The sequence below is a fragment of the Paraglaciecola aestuariivivens genome (genome assembly GCF_052983255.1).
The window spans coordinates 199,318-221,604 of sequence record NZ_JBRKBA010000003.1 but is presented as its reverse complement, the minus strand read 5'-3'; the positions used below and the strand labels follow the sequence as shown (position 1 = coordinate 221,604).

The following is a 22,287-nucleotide window of genomic DNA, read 5'->3' as shown; positions in this document are numbered from 1 at the left end:
AATAAATGTACGTGTTAAAAGATACATAAGCAGTAAGCAGGATTAAATATACATGATTAAAACAAGGCTAGCAGCCGCATTATCTATAGCGTTTATTATTACGCCCGTTTCTCAAGCGGCAAAATACCGCGTAGTAGAGCTACCCGTCACAGAATTAGGCGCCAATAGTTTTTCTAGCGCCATTAATGCTAACAACGAATTAGTAGTCAATGTTAAAACGCCAAATAATGTGCCTATAGATCTAAGCCTATTAGATTTTGACTCAGACACTTTAATTAATGGCTTAACTGATATCGACTCAGCAAGAGTAGGCAACTTTAACGACGACGATTACGAATTTATTTTGGCCTATATTCGCGCTGGCGATGGTTCAAATCGAGTGCAACAAGTGGCCAATACCTTAAGCTATTTACATAGTGCTACTAGCCTAGACTACATTGCCGGCTTTGATTCTTTTAGCGAGGCTGACAACCAATATACCTTGAGTACTAATACCAATGCCCGTGATATCAACGATGCAGGTTTAGTTGTGGGTAAAGGTGAAGGGGCGTATTCTAATTTTGACTACACAGATGAAAACGGAGACAACATAACTTATGTATTACATGAGTATGGCAGTCGCGCATTTGTCTACAACGGTAGCCAAAATATTGAATTGCCTGCACCTAATACAGATGCCGGGGGCTACAGTGAAGCCTTTGCCATTAATGCTAATAATCAAGTGGTAGGTTATGGCAGTGTTGATGTGATTAACTCATCAATTGCCACCGCTGAAGAAAATTGTGCAGACGATGAAGCCCGTGGTGATATCCCTGTTGAAGCCTGCTTAAGTAATATAGTGACTTCATACAATGGCGCACCTAATACCTACGCCAGACTACGTGGGTTAATTTGGCAGCTCGACGATTCGGGTAACCTGATTTCTACCAAAGAATTAGGCTTATTATTTGAACCAGATGCCGATAGCACAGCTAACTATAGTAACCAAGCCGTAGGCATCAATGATCACGGTATAGCAGTCGGCTCTTCTAATGGAGAATACACCGAAGGTGACGTTACAGTTACCCGCAACTACGCGGTAATTTACGATAACGATACTGTTATTAATATCACGCCTGAGCCTGACCAAGCCGTTGCTCGTTCATCTTCTATCATCAGTGCTGCAATAGATATTAACAATGATAATTTAGTTACTGGTTATCAAGTTAAAAAAGTAAATGGGGTAAATCGAAACAAATTTTTTGTTTACGATATGAATTCTCAAGAAATCACCTTTCCTGAAGATTACTTCTTAGGCTCATCTAGTGTACCTATGGATATAAATAATCAAGGGGTAGTAGTTGGTTTTGGTGAAGTGGATGCTTCATTAACTGGACGTCGTAAAGAAGGTTTTTTATACGACCACAATAGTGGCGAATTTACTGGGATCAGAAACTTATTAAGCTGCGATACCCCATATACAATAGTGCAGGCTAATGCTATCAATGACCAAGGTGTGATCGCCGCTACAGCTCTATATCAAGGCCCTAAGCGTAACTCTCGTGGTGAAATATTTTTAGATAGTGATGGCAACCAAGTCATAGTAGATATTGTCACCGCGGTTAAACTTGAACCTATTGCTGGCGGTGAAATTGAAGATTGTACCTCAGCCGAAGATGACATAAACCGTGAGCGTCAAGGGGCAAGTGTTAGCTGGATATTGGGCTTAGGTCTAGTACTGTTATTTACAAGACGATTCAAAGCTAAATTGGCTTAAATTTGCGTCAAGAGTAATTCTAAAGCCCATCAAATGATGGGCTTTTTTTTATGCAAAAAATCAAAAATTTATATATTACAAAAATATTTCAAAAGTAAATTTTTATAAGAAATTCGTTTATAGCTAAAAAAACTAAATTTTCAACGAGTTATTAAATGTCAATGGATTAACCTTCAAAAATTAATTGAACCAATTGGTTAAATCCACTATCTCTATTACGTGGTCAATGTTAACCACATGGTAATGATTAATTCAAAAGAGGAAACTCAATGAAGAGACAAAAACGAGATAAGCTTTCAAGAGCGCATTCAAAAGGTTACCAAGCAGGCATTACTGGACGTTCAAAAGAAAATTGTCCATTTCAAACATCAGAAGCGAGATCTGAATGGTTAGGAGGATGGCGAGAGGCCATTGGAGATAGGAATACAGGACTAGTAGCCCGCTAAAACTTAAGCCCCTAAAAAAGGGGCTTAATTGTTTTTAGCATAAGTACTTTTTAAAAACTGCTGGTATCTTGGAATAAACCAACTTTAAGATCTTTTGCTTGATAGATAACACGTCCATCAACTTCAACCGTACCATCACCTAAACCCATAAAGAGTTTACGTTTAATCACGCGCTTTAAGTCGATTCTGTAGGTTACTTTTTTAGCAGTAGGTAAAACTTGACCAGTAAACTTCACTTCGCCAACCCCTAAAGCACGGCCTTTACCCGGACCGCCAGACCAACCCAAGAAAAATCCAACTAACTGCCACATTGCATCTAGGCCTAAACAACCAGGCATTACTGGGTCACCAGGAAAATGACAAGCAAAGAACCATAAGTCAGGGGTAATATCTAATTCGGCCACAATATAACCTTTATCGTGCGCACCACCTGATTCATAAATTTCTACAATGCGATCCATCATTAACATATTAGGAGCGGGTAACTGACTGTTACCCGGCCCAAATAATTCACCTGTACTACAGGCTAAAAGTTCTTCTTTGGTAAAACTATTTTGTTGTATTGTCATTCTATATACTGCCTAAATAATCAGAAGCGGTAATTTAGCGAACAGTTGTACGCTAAACAACTCTGAACAGTGATATATTTTAGAATATCAGCTAATAAAGGTAGCAAAAATTACATATGACCACTAATAATCGTTCGGCCAATGCCGAAAAACAAAAACGATACCGTGAAAAGCAAAAACAAATTGGTAAAAAGCAGGTTAGGGGATATGTCACACCTCAAGCCATGGATTGTTATACAGAACTATCCGCAAAGACGGGCTGGACCGACAGCGAAATGTTGTCCAATGCGTTACGCATAACCTATGCAGCCTATAAATGTGGCCAAATTAAGTTGCTTAACGAATGGTTAAAGGACCACAAAAAATAATTAATGAGCAAAAACGCTAATCCAAGTCGAAAACTCGAAGTTGATGTACTTAGAGGTATAGCCATAGTGTTAATGGTTATTTTTCACTTTGCTTATGATTTAACAGTTTTTGGCTGGGCCAGTTTTGATACTGGCAAAGATATAGAATGGCGAGTGTTTAGAGCCATTATTGTTAGTGGTTTTTTGTTGGCTGTTGGCATGAGCAGTTATTTGGCTTACCAGCACAAAATTAATACAACAAAACTAGTAAAGTCAGTGACTAAATTGGCCATGGTTGCGGCAGGCCTCACACTCTTTAGCCTGTTTATGTATCCAAATGCTTGGATCTACTTTGGCATTATTCATTTTATTACCTTAGCTTTACCCATTTCGGTTTGTTTTGTGCGCATACCTAAAATTGCACTACTGGTTGGGTTAGGCTCGCTAGTAGGTTACGGGTTAGGTTTATTGGATCTAACCCCTTTGTGGCAATGGAGCGTAATACACTTAGGCATTCCAACCCGTACAGTGGATTTAGTGAGCTTTTTTCCTTGGATAGGTATAGTGCTTATTGGTGTGTATATTATGGCGCAAAATATTTTTGCCTTACGCTTAACTAAAAACCCCCTGACCCTAAACTTAGCTAGGTTAGGGCAGCACGCATTGATAATTTACTTAGTCCATCAGCCCATTTTATATGCCCTACTTACGTTGGTAAAAATAAGCTTAGAATCAAATTAATTACCGTTAATAATAAAGCATTGGCTTTATTGATTGGTTTTACTGTCTATGTACTCTTGTAATTTTTCTTCCGCTAAAGGGCCAAATAGTATTTCGCACGCCTCTTTTATGCCATCGGTATGAATGATTTCGCTGGTTCTTAATACCATTTCAATTTTTGAGCGGCGTCTTAAAAAGTCTTCAAGTTTAGTGATCATTTCGCGCTTAGCGGCATAGTGCAACTCTGCCCTTATATATTCGGCATTTTGCATTAATTGTTTGGCTTGATTGGGGTCACGTTGAATTTCATCTAATATTTGCAACGCATGGATATCGTACCTGCGCCACAATCTGCAGGTGAGTTTTTCTGAGGAATAGCTTGGCGTCATTGCATCAAGATCCATTAATTTAGCGCGCAATAAAAATTCGTCTTTCATTTTACTCGACTCGCCGTACCAAATCGCATCTTGGTTGGGCAAGGTTAACCCTAGGTCCTGAATGAATTGACTAATTTCTTCTCCAACATTGATGCAATCAGTTAGTTTGCCACCAAAAATACTTAAGTAGTTTTCATGAGCATTCACATCTATCTGGTGTTTACGCGAAAGCGCAACCCAATCCTCACTGCTATTATTGTGCTTTACAGCTAAAGGTCTTACTCCACACCGCTCAGCAATAATATCTTGCTCGGTTAGTTTAGGGGATAGATCTAATAGTTGATTCACATTATCTAAAATAAAGCGCCTATCTGCAGGGGTAACAGCAGTGTTAGGGTTTTCAACCTTATCATCTGTGGTACCAATGCAGGTTCTTTGCCCCATAGGAATAACAAAAAACAAACGACCATCAGTAGCAAAAAAGGCTAATACTTTGTCTACTTTAGTTAACTTATTAACAATAAGGTGAACACCTTTAGAAAATACATGTTGATGCTCTGTGGTTTGTTTATTAATACTATTCACACCATCAACAAAGGGGCCACAAGCATTAATAATTATTTTGGCCTTTATATTAAAAGATTCATTAGAGATATTATCTTTAGCCTGAGTATGCCAAAGATTGTTGATTCTTTCACAGCGCTCGGCCTCAACATAATTAGCTATGCTTGCGCCGTTATCTAGGGCGCCTCGAATAAAATTAAAAACAAATCGCGCATCATTATCGTGTAAAAACGCATCAGAATACTCAAAACCACCTTGGGCGTGACTAATGTCGATTATGGGTTCTTTTTGTTTGATTTGTTTGGCCGTTAAAAATTGTGGTGCCTGTGTAAAAAAGCGCCCCATAAGCCAGTAGGTTAGGGTGCCTAAATAAACAAACCAAGCTGGAAATCTAAACCCTTTTTGTAAGGTTGTTAAAAAGCGGATTTCTTGCACTGTAGAGGGATAGCTGCGCATTAAATGATTGCGACTTTTACAAAGCTTGTTAACTAATAAATACTCGTGGTTCTCAAGATACTTGATCCCACCCCAAGCTAAGTTAGAACTGTTTGACGAGGTTTCACCGGCAAAATCGCCTCTGTCTATTAACGCAACCTTTAAGCCTTTTCTGGCCAAACTCGCTGCTGAAACCGCACCATTAATACCAGCGCCTAAAATTAACACATCAAAACATTGTTCTTTAAGTTTGTTAATGTTGGTTTGTCTAAGAAGCATTGCTTATCCTGGCAGCTATTATGTTGTTAAGCTCTAGCTCACTTTACTATGCCTAACAAGAGTTTAACATTACAAGGTGAAAGCTTTATATTGACAGCTATGCAGAATTATCTTGTGATAACTTTAACAAAAACAACTGAGCGAAGTCTTAGATGAAAAAAACAGCCATTTTAGCCATAGATCAAGGAACCACTTCTTCACGCGCCATAGTGTTTGCGGTAGATGGACAAAAAGTGGCCAGTGCCCAACAAGAATTTAAGCAATATTACCCTAATAATGGCTGGGTAGAACATGATCCCGAAGAGATATTTAGCTCCACTTTAGCCTCTTGCAAAACAGCCCTACAAGACGCAGAAAACCAAGGTTATTCAGTAAAGTGTATTGGCATTACTAATCAGCGCGAAACCACTTTAGTTTGGAATAAACAAACAGGTAAATGTATTTATCCTGCCATTGTTTGGCAAGACCGACGCACCGCAGAATTTTGTAATCAAAACAAAGACTTTGAAGCAAAGATTAGAGAAAAAACCGGTTTGTTATTAGACCCGTATTTTTCTGCCAGCAAAATTAAATGGATATTGGATCATGTAGAAGGTGCCAGAGCCTTAGGGCAAGAAGGTAAATTAGCCTTTGGAACTGTTGATAGCTTCTTAATTTGGCGCTTAACAGATGGCCAACAACACCTTACCGATGCAACGAATGCAAGCCGAACCAACCTATTTAATATTCATACACAAACTTGGGATAAAGAATTACTGAACTTTTTTGACATACCCGAAGCTATGTTGCCTAAAGTTAAAGATTGCGCTGATGACTTTGGTCACTCAAGTGCAAAAGTATTAGGCCAAAGCTTACCAATAACTGGTGTTGCCGGCGACCAACAAGCCGCCCTTATTGGCCAATCTTGCTTTAATAAAGGTGATATTAAAAGTACTTATGGCACCGGCTGTTTTGCGCTGCTAAATACTGGCAAGCAAGCGGTTAACTCATCACACAAATTACTCACTACTGTTGCTTACCGATTAAAAAACACTACCACTTATGCCCTTGAAGGCGCCATTTTTACTGCTGGGGCTAACGTGCAATGGTTACGCGATGGAATAGGGGTGTTAGACCACGCCAAACAAAGCCAAGCGTTAGCTGAATCACTAGATTATCAGCACGGCGTGTTTTTAGTGCCAGGCTTTACAGGATTAGGCGCACCCCATTGGCAGCCAAATGCGCGCGCCAGTTTATTTGGCATGACCAGAGACACAACACCAGCTCATTTAGCAAGAGCCGCGCTCGAAGCCGTGTGTTATCAAACCCATGAATTAATGCAAGCAATGCAAAAAGATGGCCAGCAAGCCAGCAAAGTTTGGGTTGATGGTGGCATGGTAGCCAACGACTGGCTGTGTCAGTTTTTAAGTGACATATTACAATTAGAAGTTTTAAAACCATCTATGATGGAATCTACCGCTCAAGGTGCAGCCTTTATAGCTGGATTGCAAATAGGTATTTATGAAAACCTAGAAAGCATTGCACAACACAAAACCATTGATAAAACCTTTTCACCTAAACTTGATAACAACATTCGAGAGCAACTATTAGATAAATGGAACTTGGCTGTACAAGCTACATTAGCTTTTGCTAAAGCTTAGAAGAAAAGAAGCCTTGGTTTGTTTGTCGCCCTGATGTGTTAAATCTGGAATGATGCTAGATATTCATAATATTAGTGGTTCTATAAAGTAATTTAACTTGCAGTTAATCAGTTACTTAATAGCTAACCAAATGCCTAACATCAGAAGTAAATAGTTCATCACTTTTAAAAATAATTGTTTGTCTAAACCTTGATTAATTTTTACTCCTAACCAATTACCTAACATCGCCAATGGGAAAAACGCCATGGCAGTTACCACTGTATCCAGTGACAATAGCCCCAAAGATAGCGCGCCTATTAATTTAAGAATGTTCATTATGGCAAAGACTGCAGCAGCGGTGGCAACAAACTTGGTTTGGGCAAGTTCAATGGCGGTAAAATAAATGATTAAAGGTGGCCCACCTGCATGCACTAAGGTACTAGTGATACCTGAGGTAGCCGACATACAATAAGCGCCTAAGCGGTTATTAAGAATGCTTAATTTAAGCTGTTTAAACCATAGGTTTTTAATGGCAAACATAATACATATAGATGCAATGATTAAACCTAAGAAATTGGCATTAATATGCTCCATGACTAAGTTGGCTATTAACACCCCAATTATTGCCCCAGGGATCAAAGATCTTAGTAGGGTTTTGTCCCACTTATTCCAAAAGCTCTTTAAACTCATTGCATCGGCAATAATGAGTAAGGGTAGCATCAGTGCTATGGCTTCTACTGCAGACAATTTAAACATTAAAAGAGGCACGGCAAATACGCCCAGTGCCCCTGCAAATGCAGACTTAGATATGCCGATAAGCATCACCACAATAGCGATAAGTAAAATGGTAGATATGTCGATTTTGCCTAGCTCCTTTGTAGTTTTGCCAAACTAGGTTTGTGGTAAATCAAACCACAAGGCTTCAAGCCTGTTTTTAGCCCTAATTTCAAGTGATTGCTGTGGCTCTAAAGCAAAAGCATCACCGGATTCAAAGCTCTGACCGTCAGCCGTTAATTGCCCTTTGATTATATGCAAATAACCAATACGTTTTGCAGTTTCCAGATTAAAGGTTTGGCCTTTGTCTAAAACCAAGCGCGAGATGCTGGCATCTTGATTAATTGACAGTGAGTCATCTTTACCATTAGGGCTAACTAAAGTGGTTAAAGGCCCTAGTTGAGGCAAAGTTTTTTGCTCATAACTTGGCGCAATGCCAGTCACATTGGGTTGGATCCAAATCTGTAAGAACTTTACTGGATTTGTGTCTGATGCGTTAAATTCTGAGTGCATCACACCACTACCGGCACTCATACGTTGCACGTCACCGGCTGGCACTTGGTAGCTGTTACCCGTGCTATCATCGTGTTGTAAGGCGCCCTCGATCACATAAGAAATAATTTCCATGTCTCGGTGACCGTGTTTACCAAAGCCTTGACTAGGCATGACCATATCATCGTTAATGACACGTAAAACCGACACCCCCATATGTTTAGGATCGTGGTAATTGCCAAAAGAAAAACTGTGTTTGCTGTGCAACCAACCAAAGTTGGCTTCGCCTCGTTCTGCTGATCTTCTAATATATTTCATAAGTTTCTCCCATTGAGTTTATGCAAAACATACTAGTGTTATTGTCAGGCGATTAAAATTAGAAATATTCGCGCCTTTCATTCGAATTAAACGAATAGGCTTTATGCTAAACATGAGGGGAATTGCTACATAAATCTCTTATTTTGTCTAAGAAATATTTGCCCACAGGGCCAAGACAATCGCCATCTTTGAATGATAAATACAACTGGTGAGAGCGCTGACTATTGCCTTCTATTTGTAGTGGTTTAAGTTGGCCATTTTTTAAATGTTTTTCAATTAAGTTCAAGGGCAACCACGCAAATCCCAAGCCGTTACAAATCATATCAATGGAGCTTTGCATATGGCTAACGGTCCAGCGTTGATCGGACTTTAACCAACCTTCATTGGCCCGATTTTGCTTGTTCAGCTGAATCGAGTCTCTGACTACTATCTGCCGATAACTTTTAAGATCTTCTAAGGTTAACTTTCGGTCGATTTGGTGTAACGCATGCGCTGGGCTTGCCACCGCACCAAAGCTAATATGGCATAACCCTTCACTTAACCCCGGGCCAAGTGAGTAGGGCGATATGGCAATTTCAACTTCATCGTTCTCTAGCATTTTATTCGCGCCACTTAAAATAGACTCAAATAACTCAATTTGAACTAAAGGGTATTGCTCAGATACCCTCTCAAACACTTGGTAAAGTATGGTTCGGGGGAAAACTTCGTCTACTACTACTCTTAATTGGCTTTCGACACCTTGGCTTAAGGTTTCGCCAATGGCTTCAACTTTTTTGGCTTCTTGCAGCAAATAGTCTGAACGCCTGAGGATCATTTCGCCAGCTTCGGTTAATACGGTTTTGCGGCCATTAATTGAAAACAGCTTCACCCCTAAGGATTCTTCTATTTTTCGCACTGCATTATGAATGCTAGATTGGCTTTTGTGCACGCCTTGTGACGCTTGGTTAAATCCACCAAACTTCACTACCGCATGAAACATACGCCACTGTTCTAAAGAAATTCTAAGCATTAACTACTCCAGAAATTGCTTGTTTTATCTAAGGTTAATTGTGCGGGATAAATTCTTTGTCATCGCCTGGAATAGTGGGGAACTTACCATTTCTCCAATCTGTTTTGGCTTGTTCCATTCGCGCTTTAGTGTATGCCACAAAATTCCAATGCAAGTAGGGGACTGTTGCCAACTTCTCACCACCAAGCAAAATAAAGCGACCATCTTCAAGCAAGGTGATTTCATCGTCACTCTCGTCTAACAACACAAATTCACTAGGACCATAAGTATTGCCTTTGATTTTAACTTTTCCGCTGATAGGAAAGACCGCAGTTTCTTGAGTAGGGTGGGGCTTAGTGATTTTGCTATCTTTGCTTGCCACCACATCAAGGTAAAACATAGGTGAATAACTCTTTACCGGTGAACTCATTCCATAAGCATCACCCACAATTAAACGCATCATTACACCTTGATGAATATAATGCGGTAATGCATGTTTTTTGACATGAGTAAAAGCTGGCTCTATTTCAGCCATATGCTCTGGCAGGGCCACCCAACACTGTAAGCCACTAATGGCGTGAGGATTGGCTCTAACTTCTAACGACTCTCGCTCTGAATGCACTATGCCTTTACCTGAGGTCATCCAATTCACATCACCAGGGTGAATTTCACTATGATTGCCCAGTGAATCACGGTGCAAAATACTACCTTCAAAAAGATAGGTCAAAGTAGATAAACCAATGTGTGGATGCGGCCTTACATTGATCCCTTTGCCTGCGGGAAAGTCTCCAGGCCCCATTTGATCAAAAAATATAAAGGGCCCGACCATGGTTTTTTCTGGATGAGGTAATACTCGTTTTACGATTAAACCTCCCAAGTCATGCTCTTTTGCGTTGAGTACTGTAGCCATGTTTAACTCCTTTGATTTAATTGAAGCTTAGTGTGTAACTTGCCTTGCCGACGCTTTTGGTTTTGTAAAAACAATTAAGGCCAAAAGTTTGCTGAGAGAACAATAACATTCTCTTTAAGCTAACAGTACTATCAATAACCTAACAAAACACACACTTGAAAAGAACGAAATTATGCAAAGGCTATAAAACCTATCATAAATATGTTCTATAAAATCGAATGGTTTGTGCTTTTTTTACCGATTTTGTTCTTCTGAATTTTAGCTAATAATGTTTCTATCGTTTTTTCAAAACAAATTTCTAAAACCAAGAGGTTTATAATGCATAACATTTTAATCATTAAATCATCATTAAATGGTGAGCAGGGAAAATCTAATATTTTGGCACAGGAGTTTAAAACTAACCTAGCCGAAAACTTAGAAGTGAAAGTAGTTGAGCGTGACTTAGCCAAAGATAGTTTGCCACATTTAACACAGGTTGAAATGGCTGCTTGGGCAACACCCGAGGCTGAGCGCACTGACGAGCAACAACAACTTGCCAAACTGTCTGACAGCCTAATTGAAGAACTAAAAGCCAGCGATACCATATTGGTTGCTATGCCTATGTACAACTTTGGAGTGCCTTCAACCTTTAAAGCTTGGGCTGATCGCGTGGCCAGAGCTGGTGTCACTTTTCGCTACACCGAAAATGGTCCTGAAGGTTTGTTAAACCATAAAAAAGTACTAGTACTTGCCGCTCGAGGTGGCATGTATGCGGGTACAGCCAGTGACTCTCAAACTCAATATTTAGAAAGTTACTTTGCTTTTTTAGGCATTCAAGATATCAGCTTTATATATGCCGAAGGCCTAAATATGCCAGGCAACGAAGAAAGACTGGCAACTGCTAAGCAACAGATCCAAAAGGTTAAACTTTAAACAAACTAGTGGTCGAAATGTCACCATCAGTTTTTACAAATCTAAGGAAATCAACATGAAAGCATTTTTACAAAAAATATCTGAATCTCAATCTGGTTATGCTGCATTAGCGTTACGTATACCAGCTGGCATTATTTTTACGGCTCATGGCGCACAGAAGTTATTTGGCTGGTTTGGCGGTTATGGCCTTGAAGGTACAGGTCAATGGATGGGATCAATCGGGTTAGAGCCAGGTTATTTAATGGCGTTATTGGCTGGTAGCGCTGAGTTTTTTGGTGGCTTATTTTTAATCTTGGGATTACTTACACGTCCTGCGGCCTTGGTGTTATCAATTACCATGCTAGTAGCCATATTTTCGGTGCACTTTGTTAACGGCTTATTTATGTCAAACAACGGTTATGAGTTTGGTTTAACTCTATTAGCCATAAGTGTGTCTTTGCTGTTTGCTGGAGCCGGTAAATTTGGACTTGATAACTTGTTAGCTAAAAAACTAGTTTAATAGTTAGTTATGAAATAAAAGGCCAAGTTTTAAACCCAAATTGGCCTTGCATAACAATTAAAGTATTGAGGTAAGACTTACATAAGCAAAGTTAAAGTCACCATAATTAACATCACACTTAAGTTCGTATAATGTATATTATGTTAAATTGAGTATTAAAGCAGTTTTATAAACATAAGGTTAGTCTTAAGTTCACCTGCTCTAAGCCCTATTTTTGCTGCCTTATGAGAAAAAGCTAAACAAAATGGTTTCTAATAAAGGATTAATTTATTCTGCTGTTTATAAAAAACGTAAACTAAAAAACTTTTGTTAGTTGTTACCTTAGTATTTTTGGTAGTCTAACGCTGGTAACATTCAGTTAGTGCTAATCATCACCCACAGGATAATTTGGTTGTAAATATGTTAGGCAGTAATTCTAAGTCCGAAAAAGTTGAAGTGGTTAAATCACTTATTCGTAGAAACAACTACAAAGCCTATCAACTAATTTTTGATCAATGCTCTGACCTTGGCATAAGTGTAAACATGCATTCGTTAACTAGGTTTGCTGAAAAACTTGAATTATTAGACAGAGCTGAAAGAACAAAACGTGCAGCTCAACAAGTCGACTCAGAAAAGCCAAAATCTAAGTTTATGTCTTACGAACAAGTTAAACGCAGAGAAACCGAAATCACCTTCGAATTAGGTGAACTAAAAATAAAAGAAAACAAACTTCTCGAAGAATTAAATCAGTTAGCCGACTTATTAGATTCTAATCAAATAAATTAATAATCAATCTATACCAGATCTGACTAAGTGCAGGCAGTCGTCTAGCATTCCTAAATAAATTCGTTACCATAGTGGTACACCTTATTGTTGCCGAGTACATATGGAATTTGCATTCATACTTTTAGCATTTTTTTGTGGTTTTGCTTTAAAACAAATTAATTTACCTCCTTTAATCGGCTACTTGGCGGCTGGATTTGCGCTTAATTATTTGGGCTTTGAATCTACAGATGCCCTGCAATCTATTGCCAACCTTGGCATTACCCTGATGTTATTTACTATTGGGCTTAAGTTAAATGTTAGAGATTTATATAAAACCGAAGTTTGGTTAGGCAGTGTTACCCACACAGTTTTGTGGGTCACTATTGGTAATCTTATTTTTGTCGGCATTGCCTGGCTAGGGTTAAGCCCTTTTAGCCAATTAGACTGGCAAACCCACGCCCTACTCGCTTTTGCTTTAAGTTTTAGTAGCACGGTTTGTATTGTAAAAATCTTAGAAGAAAGCGGCGAAATAAAAACCCGCCATGGCAAGTTAGCCATTGGTATTTTAATTATGCAGGACATTTTTGCCGTGGTGTTTTTAGTAATAGCCACAGGTAAAGTGCCTTCGGTATGGGCGTTTTTATTGTTCTTACTGTTTTTCTGCAAACCTATTTGGTCTATGGTGATCAACCGTGTAGGTCACGGTGAATTACTGACATTAGCCGGCTTTATGTTTGCCTTGGGTGGATACGAGTTATTTGAGCTAGTGGGAGTTAAAGGTGATTTAGGCGCATTAATAGTGGGCATGTTAATCGCAACCCATTCAAAAAGTACCGAAATGTCTAAAGCCTTAATGAATTTTAAAGATATATTCTTAGTTGGCTTTTTCTTAACCATAGGCTTTAGTGCCCTACCAACTCTAGAACTAACACTAACCGCCCTATTATTGTGTATATTGATCCCAATTAAATTTAGCCTGTTTTTTGCCTTATTTACGCTATTAAAATTACGCGCAAGAACCAGCTATTTAGCAAGTTTAGTGTTATCTAACTACAGCGAATTTGGCTTAATAGTAGTGGCATTGTTAGTTAACCTTGGCTGGATAACGGCCGAGTGGTTAGTGGTGTTAGCTTTAGCTGTGTCATTTTCTTTTGTTTTAACCGGGCTTATTTATAAGTCTTCACACAATCAATACACCCTTTATAAAAACAAACTTAAATCTTTTGAAAACCCCATTAGGCTGCCAGATGATGTGTATTTACAGCCTGTTGGCGCACAAATCATTGTGATTGGACTGGGGCGTGTTGGTAAAGGTGCCTATACCTCACTTAATTCGTTAGTGGGCGAAAAAGTATGGGGAATGGATGCCGACCCTACCCGGGTAAAACATCTAAAGTCTATTGGCTTTCAGGCCATAGTTGGCGACGGTGAAGACGCCGATTTATGGGAGAATATGGACTTAAGTCAAGTACAACTAATTTTGTTGGCTTTACCTTCTATTGCAGATATTTGTAACATCACCGAACAATTACAACATGCAAACTTTAAAGGTAAAATTGCCTCAATTGCTAGATACGAAGATCAAATTCAACCGTTAATAGATGCTGGCTCTGACAAAGTGTTTAACTTCTTTACCGAAGCAGGAACCGGTTTTGCTGAAGAAAGTTTACAGCTACTACCTAACTATCAAAAAACCTAACGCGTATTGTAACGATAATAATTATCATTATGTATCACATTGTTTTATAAGGAAAAACCGCCTTTTAATGTGGTGTTGTGCCTAACGACCTACTATACTCTAGGTCATCCGTTTGGTTAAAAGGCAAGATTCGATATGCAAGGTGAAAAACACATAATTGCGGCACTCAATGAAATATTGACCATAGAGTTAACCTCTATTAATCAATATTTTTTACATGCCAGAATGTATAAAAACTGGGGCTTCGAAAAACTCAACAAAGTCAGTTACAAAAAGTCTATTAAAGACATGAAACAAGCTGACGATTTAATTGAACGAATTTTGTTTTTAGAAGGCTTACCTAACCTACAAATGTTGGGCAAGTTAATGATTGGCGAAGACACTAACGAAATGTTGAGTTGTGATATGAGTTTTCAATACTCTCAGCTTCCTGTACTTAAAAAAGCCATTGAACAATGTGAACAAGCGCAAGACTTTGTATCTCGCGATTTATTAGAGTCTATTTTATCTTACGAAGAAGATCACATCGATTGGATTGAAACCCAACAACATCAAATTAAACATTTAGGGTTAGAAAATTATTTACAAAGCCAAGTAGAGGACGATTAACATGCAAGGTAAAAACACTATTGTTGAACAACTAAACACCCTACTCGCTTACGAATTGGCAGCCATGGATCAATACTTTATTCATTCACAAATGTACCAAGATTGGGGACTAAATAAATTATACGAGCGCATAGCTCACGAATTTGAAGATGAAAAAGGCCATGCCACTAAGCTTATCGAGCGTATGTTGTTTTTAGAGGGCGTACCTAACATGGTAAACCGAGAAGGCTTAAAGATTGGTACTGATGTACCATCTATGCTGGAAAGTGATTTACGAGTTGAATACGAAGTAACCAAGGCCTTAAAAAACACCATTAGTTTGTGTGAAAAAGAACAAGACTACGTAACCCGCGACATGCTAATGGAGTTACTAGAAGACACCGAAATGGATCACGCTTACTGGTTAGAACAACAACTAGGTTTAATTAAACGACTTGGCCTACCAAATTATTTACAATCTCAAATGTAAGTGGTTAAAAAAGTGGCTTTAATAAGCCCCTTTTTTTTTAGCTAAATTTAATTTTAGGTGCTGGTTACTGAGCTAGTACAGACAATGCTTTTCACCGTTATACCACCCTTTTTACCTTCGTCCTTCCCGCGAACGCGGGAACCCACTGCCACATCTGTGAAATAACCTAAATATCTAAATTAGCAAAACAGTTTATTGATGGAGGTTACCGCCTGTACGGTAATGAGGTGTATAAATTTGCAGGCTTTACCTTCTGCTTTTTGTTATGCAGCGTTTTCACAAGCTGCATTACGCCTCGTTATATGACGCTTATAATTTACTTTGAACCATGGCTTTAATTTTATGAGCCTTAACGAAATGATCTAGTTTATGTGTTTGTATCCACCATGTTGCAGCCTCCATAAGTAATTCCGGGTTATCATTTTTATTTTTGAAAAATGCGTAGAATGATAATCCTACATTGTCACCTTTAGCTGCAATTTTTTTATCGCAAATCTCAATAATTTTTGATCTTAATTCTGTTCTCATAATCTAATTTTTCACTAAAACCTGAAAGGCACATAACGCCCGCAACAGCCGAGAGCGTAGCGAATCGGCTGGTTGCGCTTGTTATGTGGCGACTTGATTTCTCCCATCACACCTGCCTCTAATTGTATGTTCTTATAATTCTCTAAAGATTTACTGCTATACACGATTGAAAAACACATTAAGTCACAATGGGATGTTCAGCGTCTTTTCCTGCAACTGTTGTCCATTCACGCACAGACCAGGAAGTGACGAGACCATTAATTACATACGGATCTTCTTTAGCAAAAGATTCTGCAACTTTTTGGGAACTTCCCTTGAAAACAATAGCTGCTCCATCTGCGGGATTTGCAAAAGCACCCCCAAGAAAAAAATCACCTCGATCTATTGAGGCTTTCGCTAGAGCCATATGCTGATCTCGAAAGTCGCCTCGGCGCTCTAGATAATCAGGGGCGTATTCATAGAAAAGTATGTAGTGCATAATTTCGACTCCTGTGTGTTGTACAGTTTTTTTGGTTACTGAACAATTTGTTCCTTTGAGGTAGTAGCCACATAACGCCCGCCTAACACGCAATGTGTTGGCATGGCTTTTTGCGTTGTTTGCCAAAACCATGACAACTAATCATTGTCGTAGTTGAGGTGCTTGTTATATTCCTTTACACCATTGCAAAGTCAATTTGATGAACTCTAGCTAAGTTTACATTATGTTTTGCTTGCCAAAGATCATAATTATCTTGCATCGATAACCAACTTTCAGGGCTACGGCCTAGTGCTTTCGATAGTCGTAAAGCCATTTCCGGAGTAACAGCACTTTTAGCTTTTAAGATACGGCTTAAAGTTGAAGGAGAAACATCTAATTGTTTTGCAACAAATCGACAACTATAGCCAAATGGTTCCATATAAACATCGGAAATAAATTCACCCGGATGCGGTGGATTATGCATATTCATTAGTGATAATCCTCATAATTTAAAATAAAAGCATTGCCATCTTTAAATTCGAATGTGACTCGCCAATTACCATTTACAGTAATAGACCAAATTCCATCTCGTTTACCTTTTAAGGCATGTAACTTAAACCCAGGTAAGTCGATGTCGTCTAAAACAGTCGCAGTATCAATAGCGGCGAGTTGCATTCTAAGTCGACGCTCATGCTTGGCTTGAATGCCAGCTTTACTACCTGACTCAAAGAACTTTCTCAGTCCTTTATGTTTAAATGATTTAATCATAGCCGAAAGTGTAGCGTGTTGCGCAACGGGTGTCTAGAAGAAATATAACGCATTACTAATGGGCGCATAAATGCTTGGCTAAAATTAGCGACGAAGGAGCGCAAGCCAAGCGTTTTGCGTCCTTTTAAGTAACTTGTTAGGCATCTTTAGTCAGCGCGAATGCTGAATTTGTGTGCTGCCCCTTGTTCATTAAACTCAACTATTAGCCACTCAGAGTCAATAGCAAAATAGCTATCCCTTTGAGGGCCAGTTGGATAAGAAAGCGCAGGTCCATCCCCATCAGGATCCATTTTATCCGAAGGTATCCCCAATAAGCTAATTAGCTCATTTCGGGATTTCCCTTACAAATGATTGTTTGCTAAGTCACCAAGCATTTTTTGGCGTAAAGTTATGAAATCATCGTCAACTTCTAAAGACACCTCATTTTTCCATAAAGTACTGTCGAAACTTAACTCGTAAGATCCACTTGGTAAATTTTCATTACTGCATGCGAGTAACAAAAAGGTCAATAGACAAGTCACGCCGAGTTTCATATGGATGCCTAACGCCTCATTAAGAGGCTAAAAATAGTTGGTTAAAATAAGCAACGAAGGAGCAAAAACCAACTGTTTTTTGTCCTGCTTTAATGACTTGTTAGGCAAACTACATCGCGGTGTAGATTAGCCCTTGATTAAGTATTTTGTCATTTGGACTAGCATTCTTAAATGATATGGGAATTGAAGGGCAAATACCCAAGGTGCCATTCTGAAAGCACTCCTCATTTGGCTTAATGACATGAAAATGTAAATGAGGAATTGCTTTCATACCAGTGTCACCACTATAGCCAATAACATCACCTTGATTTACAAATTCACCAACTTCAACAGTAACACCTGCGTTAGTAAGGTGCACATAGTATGAAAATGTTTTATCTTCATGTGCGATTATGATGTAGTTATCTTCAGCATTATTTCCATCAAAGAAACGATCTTCAATAGCAGCTACTTGACCTGAACGCGCTGCATGTATGGGGGTTCCTATATCCATAATGAAATCAAATGCAAACTCTGTTTTATTTTCAACTGAGTGAGTATGAAACGTGCAATTACCTTGTCTTAGTTCATAACTTTCGCCAACACCAAAAGGTAAATTGTATAGTGAGTTTTCAGGCTCAATAAATCGAGATGAGTTTTGAGCCATGCAATTTTTATCAATTTTAGGAGTCTTTGAATTACAAGATGTTAGAACGAATAAACTAATTATTACTATTAAAACTCTGTGATACATACGCTTCCCTGTCTTGTTTGCCTAGACATAATGACTCCCCACGAGCCACCGTTAAAGGTGCTGATCTCCAATTTTCGTGGGTTAGCTAAAAGCCAGAGCCATAATAGTTGTGTTGAACAAACTAATAAAAGGAGATCAGCATGAGCAAACATAACATACTTTTTATTGGCCTTGATACTCACAAAGAGTTCGTTGAAGTAGCTTACATTGAAGATCAACGTGGGGCAAAACGCCTCGTTAAGGGGCGAGAAATAGTTGGCTAAAATGTGTAGCGAAGCGAAACTGAGCCAACTGTTACGAGTCCCGCTTAAACGACTTGTTATGTGTTTTATTACTGCCTAATTGGTGGAGCATGGGGGATTTGAACCCCCACGGCGCGCTCCTAGGTAAATTACGATTCATATTTTCTTCTCTGCAACTCGCTCGGATTAGAATCTGCAACCAGCTGCTCCAGTAACGCCACGATTCCACCTTTTACGTTTTTCATAAAGTTCCCCTTACTATTGCTCTTCATTTTATTTTTCTCTTGCACCATTGTTGCCTTTGGAGCCGTCATAGATAATTCCAATCCGAGCGAAGCATCTAAATCAATATTTGTCGTAATTCCTGTTCCTAAGTTGGTACATTAAATTTATGTTTTTATCGCCTAAAGTCGAGAAACACATAGACATAATGACTCCCCACGAGCCACCGTTAAAGGTGCTGATCTCCAATTTTCGTGGGTTAGCTAAAAGCCAGAGCCATAATAGTTGTGTTGAACAAACTAATAAAAGGAGATCAGCATGAGCAAACATAACATACTTTTTATTGGCCTTGATACTCACAAAGAGTTCGTTGAAGTAGCTTACATTGAAGATCAACGTGGGGCAAAACCTACGCATCTTGGACGGCAGCCAACGAGTAAACTTGCGATTAAAAAGCTTGCCCGTCAGTTTGAATCAAAGTACCCCGGTGCTACTTTACATTTTGTGTATGAAGCAGGGCCTTGCGGCTACTGGATATACCGCTTACTCACCAGTCTTGGGCACTGCTGTTATGTGGTAGCACCGTCACTCATTCCGAAGAAACCAGGGGATAGAGTGAAAACCGATAAACGTGATGCCATGATGTTAGCCAAGCAACTCAAGTCTGAAGACCTGACACCGGTTTATGTGCCTGAGCCAGAAGACGAAGCGGTACGCGACCTATCACGTGCGCGCGAAGTGGCGATGAAGGATTTAAAAGACGCTAAGTACCAACTCAAAGCCATGTTGTTACGTAACAACATTAACTGTAAAACTAAGGATAATTGGAGTGCTCCCCATCTTCGCTGGTTAACTGAATTGGTCTTGCCTCATCCAGCACAACAAATTGTTTTACAAGAAGCGATTCAAACAATTACGGAGCGAATGCGCCGAATAGAACGCTTAGATAATGAGTTAACCCATCAGGTAGCCAGTTGGCGTTATTATCCTGTCATTAAAGCAGTACAAGCCATGCGTGGGGTTAGGCTATTGGTAGCCACAGGCGTGGTAGCGGAACTGGGTGATTTAAACCGTTTTGACCATCCCAGAAAATTGATGAGTTATGTGGGCTTAGTTTCTAGCGAACACACCAGCGGTGGGAAACGAAGATTAGGCGCTATCACCAAATGCGGCAACGGCCGAGCCAGACGATTACTGATTGAAGGGGCACATAGCTATCGCTATAGCGCCAATATATCCACAGACTTACAAAAGCGACAAGAAGGCTTGCCCAAGCCGATTATTGATATTGCTTGGCAAGCTCAACTTAGACTGTGTCGTAGGTATCAAAGACTTATGCACAAAGGTAAGCATTACAACGTCGTGGTGACAGCTATCGCACGTGAAATGATTGCTTATATCTGGGCTATATCACGAGAAGTGGTATTACCGCAGGTTAACCCTAAATTACGCTTAGCAAGGGTGCCTGCATGAGAGAAGAGTTTGAGTTAATGCATTGGGTCAAGCATCGGCTGTGGCACAATCACCGAGGGCGTTAGGATGGCAATAGTGTTTATTCATTATTGAACCACGAGCATAGACTGAAGACAGGTGTCACGACGGAATAAGTAAGGTAGGCGCTGTTCATCGAAAGGTGAATAATCCACGGATATCAGCAGGACAACCGACGAATTTACTTGCTTCACTCGATGCGTTAACTCAATTTACTTGGGACAACTATTTAGGCTTACAGGATCAGGCAAGATTATTGCGTTTTACTTGACGTGGGGAGTCATACCAACGCCTCATTAAGAGGCTAAAAATAGTTGGTTAAAATAAGCGACGAAGGAGCAAAACCAACTGTTTTTTGTCCTGCTTTAATGACTTGTTAGGTGATTCCATTCTCGATTGTATCGACTAGCAATTTGAGGTTGGGAAGCCCATCACTGAAATAAGCTACAGTTTTGCCATTTTTACATTTAATTTGAGTAGTTGTGGCAAAAACATACGCCTTAACCTCTAAATCACTCCAAACATATTCTTTAACTTGCCCCTTAGTGTGAGAATCAATACCGTTGTCATGTAGAACCAAAACCGTACTAAAGTATTTGAAACATCTAAAACCAATAGTACATTGATAAAATACAGCAATTCCCATAATAGGAAATAGAACGACTTGTGCATCAGTTAAGTCCGTTTCCCAAAGAGAACGCAAACCTAACCAGATTGCAACACCAGCCATAATTGGTAGAAATACTATCCCTAATATCTTCATCCAAGTGGGGTAGAAAACTTGAATTTCATCACTATCCATGAGGAACACCTAACAGGTTATTAGTGAGACCTTGCAAGCTATGCTACCTTGCAAGGTAGGAGATAGCCATGTATCGCCACACTAATAAATATCAAAAAACAATTTGTAAATCATACACTAACAGAAAACAAACTGAACAACATCTGGCTGAAACAGGAGAAGCTTTACCTGTGCAGAAAATTCCCTCGCTACGCCGAGTCATAGAAATCACTGATTACGATTCGGGTGAGCCTGTTGTGCACAAAATAGAATTGTTCAGAACTGACCGCATCGACTGCTACGACGTGCATGTCGACGGTTCACTATGGAAAAAGAGAATCGGATGGAGTCAAGTGCTGGCTGGAATTAGAAAAGCCATGCCAAGACTTGCGAGAGAGTGACAGTCTGCAAATGGCAGCAAGCAGAGATCTCCAATTAACTTGGTAATAAGAGTTAATGTAAACGAATTGGCCGATTGCATTAACCCTTATTAGGCTTAGTCTTTTCTTTATTAACACTCTCAACCTACCAAGCTAATTATTATTAATAAGCTTGAGTCTCAAAGTTAAAAAACCACGACTCGAGAGGTTTAGTGCCTTGCTTAGTTTGAATCACTAATTGCCATTTCATATTGGGTTCGCTACATGCACCTAAAAATAATTGTACTAGATGCACCATTTGATCATTTTCTATGTAGCTCGATTGAGTAAACAATTGATGCTTGCCCATGTACATATTGATCCCTTGTACCCACATGGCTTGTATTTCTGTGTTTGTAGGCAGACTAATTTTTAGGTTTAGCTCTTCTTCTAAGGCTACGGGTTGTAAAAATTGCGCAGATAATTTTTGTTCATCTACTATTAATTGACATTTTTGTTGAGAAATCAGTGTGCATTGTCTATTAGTTTGTTGGGGCGAAATTTGATTTGAACTTAAAACTAAACCAATCAATACCAAAATGATTAATAAAAACAGCAAAAATGGGTTAAACAAAGAACGATTCAAT

At 39.3% G+C, this 22,287-nt stretch carries 29 protein-coding genes; 14 read left to right on the top strand and 15 right to left on the bottom strand.

Features of this window, described 5'->3' with window-relative positions; translation table 11 throughout:
- Nucleotides 1–52: 52 nt before the first annotated feature.
- Together ACVCDT_RS06080 and rmf are read left to right on the top strand one after the other, a co-directional pair.
- Nucleotides 53–1,756: a DUF3466 family protein gene (locus tag ACVCDT_RS06080; RefSeq protein ID WP_447131873.1), complete on the top strand. Its 1,704-nt coding sequence runs from the start codon at nucleotides 53–55 to the stop codon at nucleotides 1,754–1,756.
- 269 nt (nucleotides 1,757–2,025) lie between these two features.
- Nucleotides 2,026–2,202, top strand: a complete 177-nt coding sequence (rmf, locus tag ACVCDT_RS06075) for a ribosome modulation factor (protein ID WP_447131872.1) — start codon at nucleotides 2,026–2,028, stop codon at nucleotides 2,200–2,202.
- Between the two features lie 50 nt (nucleotides 2,203–2,252).
- On the opposite strand, the gene fabA is transcribed toward rmf, so the two are convergent.
- Nucleotides 2,253–2,771 carry a 3-hydroxyacyl-[acyl-carrier-protein] dehydratase FabA gene (gene fabA / locus ACVCDT_RS06070; RefSeq protein WP_447131871.1) on the bottom strand — a complete coding sequence of 173 codons (519 nt, stop codon included), beginning with the start codon at nucleotides 2,769–2,771 and terminating at the stop codon, nucleotides 2,253–2,255.
- A gap of 116 nt (nucleotides 2,772–2,887) precedes the next feature.
- On the opposite strand from fabA, the gene ACVCDT_RS06065 reads away from it, so the two are divergent.
- Both ACVCDT_RS06065 and ACVCDT_RS06060 read left to right on the top strand, forming a co-directional pair.
- On the top strand, nucleotides 2,888–3,139 hold the full coding sequence (locus ACVCDT_RS06065; protein ID WP_447131870.1) for a RepB family protein: 252 nt from the start codon (nucleotides 2,888–2,890) through the stop codon (nucleotides 3,137–3,139).
- 3 nt (nucleotides 3,140–3,142) lie between these two features.
- Nucleotides 3,143–3,859 (top strand): acetyltransferase domain-containing protein, encoded by a 717-nt coding sequence (locus ACVCDT_RS06060; protein ID WP_447131869.1) that lies wholly within the window; start codon nucleotides 3,143–3,145, stop codon nucleotides 3,857–3,859.
- Between the two features lie 26 nt (nucleotides 3,860–3,885).
- Here ACVCDT_RS06060 and ACVCDT_RS06055 read toward each other — a convergent pair whose 3' ends face one another.
- On the bottom strand, nucleotides 3,886–5,493 hold the full coding sequence (locus tag ACVCDT_RS06055) for a glycerol-3-phosphate dehydrogenase/oxidase (RefSeq protein WP_447131868.1): 1,608 nt from the start codon (nucleotides 5,491–5,493) through the stop codon (nucleotides 3,886–3,888).
- A gap of 152 nt (nucleotides 5,494–5,645) precedes the next feature.
- Between ACVCDT_RS06055 and glpK the strand changes: the two genes are divergently transcribed.
- Nucleotides 5,646–7,133: a glycerol kinase GlpK gene (glpK, locus tag ACVCDT_RS06050; RefSeq protein ID WP_447131867.1), complete on the top strand. Its 1,488-nt coding sequence runs from the start codon at nucleotides 5,646–5,648 to the stop codon at nucleotides 7,131–7,133.
- Nucleotides 7,134–7,244: 111 nt separating this feature from the next.
- On the opposite strand, the gene ACVCDT_RS06045 is transcribed toward glpK, so the two are convergent.
- The 4 genes from ACVCDT_RS06045 to ACVCDT_RS06030 form a co-directional block, all read right to left on the bottom strand.
- Complete coding sequence (locus ACVCDT_RS06045) at nucleotides 7,245–7,934, bottom strand: TSUP family transporter (RefSeq protein WP_447131866.1); 690 nt, start codon at nucleotides 7,932–7,934, stop codon at nucleotides 7,245–7,247.
- A gap of 69 nt (nucleotides 7,935–8,003) precedes the next feature.
- Nucleotides 8,004–8,696 (bottom strand): pirin family protein, encoded by a 693-nt coding sequence (locus tag ACVCDT_RS06040; RefSeq protein WP_447131865.1) that lies wholly within the window; start codon nucleotides 8,694–8,696, stop codon nucleotides 8,004–8,006.
- 106 nt (nucleotides 8,697–8,802) lie between these two features.
- Nucleotides 8,803–9,705, bottom strand: a complete 903-nt coding sequence (locus ACVCDT_RS06035) for a LysR family transcriptional regulator (RefSeq protein ID WP_447131864.1) — start codon at nucleotides 9,703–9,705, stop codon at nucleotides 8,803–8,805.
- Between the two features lie 34 nt (nucleotides 9,706–9,739).
- A complete protein-coding gene (locus ACVCDT_RS06030; protein WP_447131863.1) occupies nucleotides 9,740–10,594 on the bottom strand; it encodes a pirin family protein in 855 nt (284 codons plus the stop codon).
- A gap of 318 nt (nucleotides 10,595–10,912) precedes the next feature.
- Here ACVCDT_RS06030 and ACVCDT_RS06025 point away from each other — a divergent pair, with 318 nt between their 5' ends.
- From ACVCDT_RS06025 to bfr (ACVCDT_RS06000), 6 genes are all read left to right on the top strand, one after another.
- Nucleotides 10,913–11,506 carry an FMN-dependent NADH-azoreductase gene (locus ACVCDT_RS06025; protein ID WP_447131862.1) on the top strand — a complete coding sequence of 198 codons (594 nt, stop codon included), beginning with the start codon at nucleotides 10,913–10,915 and terminating at the stop codon, nucleotides 11,504–11,506.
- 55 nt (nucleotides 11,507–11,561) lie between these two features.
- Nucleotides 11,562–12,005, top strand: coding sequence for a DoxX family protein (locus ACVCDT_RS06020; RefSeq protein ID WP_447131861.1), 444 nt, complete (start codon nucleotides 11,562–11,564; stop codon nucleotides 12,003–12,005).
- 399 nt (nucleotides 12,006–12,404) lie between these two features.
- Nucleotides 12,405–12,770: a hypothetical protein gene (locus ACVCDT_RS06015; protein ID WP_447131860.1), complete on the top strand. Its 366-nt coding sequence runs from the start codon at nucleotides 12,405–12,407 to the stop codon at nucleotides 12,768–12,770.
- Nucleotides 12,771–12,870: 100 nt separating this feature from the next.
- Nucleotides 12,871–14,448, top strand: a complete 1,578-nt coding sequence (locus ACVCDT_RS06010) for a cation:proton antiporter domain-containing protein (RefSeq protein WP_447131859.1) — start codon at nucleotides 12,871–12,873, stop codon at nucleotides 14,446–14,448.
- Nucleotides 14,449–14,583: 135 nt separating this feature from the next.
- Entirely contained in the window at nucleotides 14,584–15,057 is a 474-nt protein-coding gene (gene bfr / locus ACVCDT_RS06005; RefSeq protein WP_447131858.1) for a bacterioferritin, read from the top strand.
- A 1-nt stretch (nucleotide 15,058) separates the two neighbouring features.
- Nucleotides 15,059–15,526, top strand: a complete 468-nt coding sequence (gene bfr, locus ACVCDT_RS06000; protein ID WP_447131857.1) for a bacterioferritin — start codon at nucleotides 15,059–15,061, stop codon at nucleotides 15,524–15,526.
- A 309-nt stretch (nucleotides 15,527–15,835) separates the two neighbouring features.
- On the opposite strand, the gene ACVCDT_RS05995 is transcribed toward bfr (ACVCDT_RS06000), so the two are convergent.
- The 6 genes from ACVCDT_RS05995 to ACVCDT_RS05970 all read right to left on the bottom strand — a co-directional run bounded on the left by ACVCDT_RS05995 (nucleotide 15,836) and on the right by ACVCDT_RS05970 (nucleotide 18,545).
- Nucleotides 15,836–16,054 carry a DUF6500 family protein gene (locus ACVCDT_RS05995; RefSeq protein ID WP_447131856.1) on the bottom strand — a complete coding sequence of 73 codons (219 nt, stop codon included), beginning with the start codon at nucleotides 16,052–16,054 and terminating at the stop codon, nucleotides 15,836–15,838.
- A gap of 178 nt (nucleotides 16,055–16,232) precedes the next feature.
- A complete protein-coding gene (locus tag ACVCDT_RS05990; RefSeq protein WP_447131855.1) occupies nucleotides 16,233–16,532 on the bottom strand; it encodes a YciI-like protein in 300 nt (99 codons plus the stop codon).
- Between the two features lie 175 nt (nucleotides 16,533–16,707).
- Nucleotides 16,708–17,001: a HigA family addiction module antitoxin gene (locus tag ACVCDT_RS05985; RefSeq protein WP_447131854.1), complete on the bottom strand. Its 294-nt coding sequence runs from the start codon at nucleotides 16,999–17,001 to the stop codon at nucleotides 16,708–16,710.
- Nucleotides 17,001–17,279 carry a type II toxin-antitoxin system RelE/ParE family toxin gene (locus tag ACVCDT_RS05980; RefSeq protein WP_447131159.1) on the bottom strand — a complete coding sequence of 93 codons (279 nt, stop codon included), beginning with the start codon at nucleotides 17,277–17,279 and terminating at the stop codon, nucleotides 17,001–17,003. Before ACVCDT_RS05980 ends, ACVCDT_RS05985 begins: the two co-directional genes overlap by 1 nt.
- 146 nt (nucleotides 17,280–17,425) lie before the next feature.
- Entirely contained in the window at nucleotides 17,426–17,569 is a 144-nt protein-coding gene (locus ACVCDT_RS05975; protein ID WP_447131853.1) for a hypothetical protein, read from the bottom strand.
- Nucleotides 17,570–17,921: 352 nt separating this feature from the next.
- Complete coding sequence (locus tag ACVCDT_RS05970) at nucleotides 17,922–18,545, bottom strand: M23 family metallopeptidase (RefSeq protein WP_447131852.1); 624 nt, start codon at nucleotides 18,543–18,545, stop codon at nucleotides 17,922–17,924.
- A 140-nt stretch (nucleotides 18,546–18,685) separates the two neighbouring features.
- Here ACVCDT_RS05970 and ACVCDT_RS05965 point away from each other — a divergent pair, with 140 nt between their 5' ends.
- Nucleotides 18,686–18,808: a hypothetical protein gene (locus ACVCDT_RS05965; protein WP_447132022.1), complete on the top strand. Its 123-nt coding sequence runs from the start codon at nucleotides 18,686–18,688 to the stop codon at nucleotides 18,806–18,808.
- 128 nt (nucleotides 18,809–18,936) lie between these two features.
- Here the strand turns inward: ACVCDT_RS05965 and ACVCDT_RS05960 are convergent, their stop codons facing one another.
- On the bottom strand, nucleotides 18,937–19,101 hold the full coding sequence (locus tag ACVCDT_RS05960) for a hypothetical protein (RefSeq protein ID WP_447131851.1): 165 nt from the start codon (nucleotides 19,099–19,101) through the stop codon (nucleotides 18,937–18,939).
- 226 nt (nucleotides 19,102–19,327) lie between these two features.
- Between ACVCDT_RS05960 and ACVCDT_RS05955 the strand changes: the two genes are divergently transcribed.
- A complete protein-coding gene (locus ACVCDT_RS05955; RefSeq protein WP_447131850.1) occupies nucleotides 19,328–20,482 on the top strand; it encodes an IS110 family RNA-guided transposase in 1,155 nt (384 codons plus the stop codon).
- Nucleotides 20,483–20,876: 394 nt separating this feature from the next.
- Here ACVCDT_RS05955 and ACVCDT_RS05950 read toward each other — a convergent pair whose 3' ends face one another.
- Nucleotides 20,877–21,302, bottom strand: coding sequence for a hypothetical protein (locus tag ACVCDT_RS05950; RefSeq protein ID WP_447131849.1), 426 nt, complete (start codon nucleotides 21,300–21,302; stop codon nucleotides 20,877–20,879).
- Nucleotides 21,303–21,370: 68 nt separating this feature from the next.
- Between ACVCDT_RS05950 and ACVCDT_RS05945 the strand changes: the two genes are divergently transcribed.
- The gene (locus ACVCDT_RS05945) at nucleotides 21,371–21,682 is read left to right on the top strand and encodes a hypothetical protein (RefSeq protein WP_447131848.1); all 312 of its coding nucleotides are present in this window, start codon (nucleotides 21,371–21,373) and stop codon (nucleotides 21,680–21,682) included.
- A 142-nt stretch (nucleotides 21,683–21,824) separates the two neighbouring features.
- On the opposite strand, the gene ACVCDT_RS05940 is transcribed toward ACVCDT_RS05945, so the two are convergent.
- On the bottom strand, nucleotides 21,825–22,286 hold the full coding sequence (locus tag ACVCDT_RS05940) for a hypothetical protein (protein WP_447131847.1): 462 nt from the start codon (nucleotides 22,284–22,286) through the stop codon (nucleotides 21,825–21,827).
- Nucleotide 22,287: the final 1 nt, after the last annotated feature.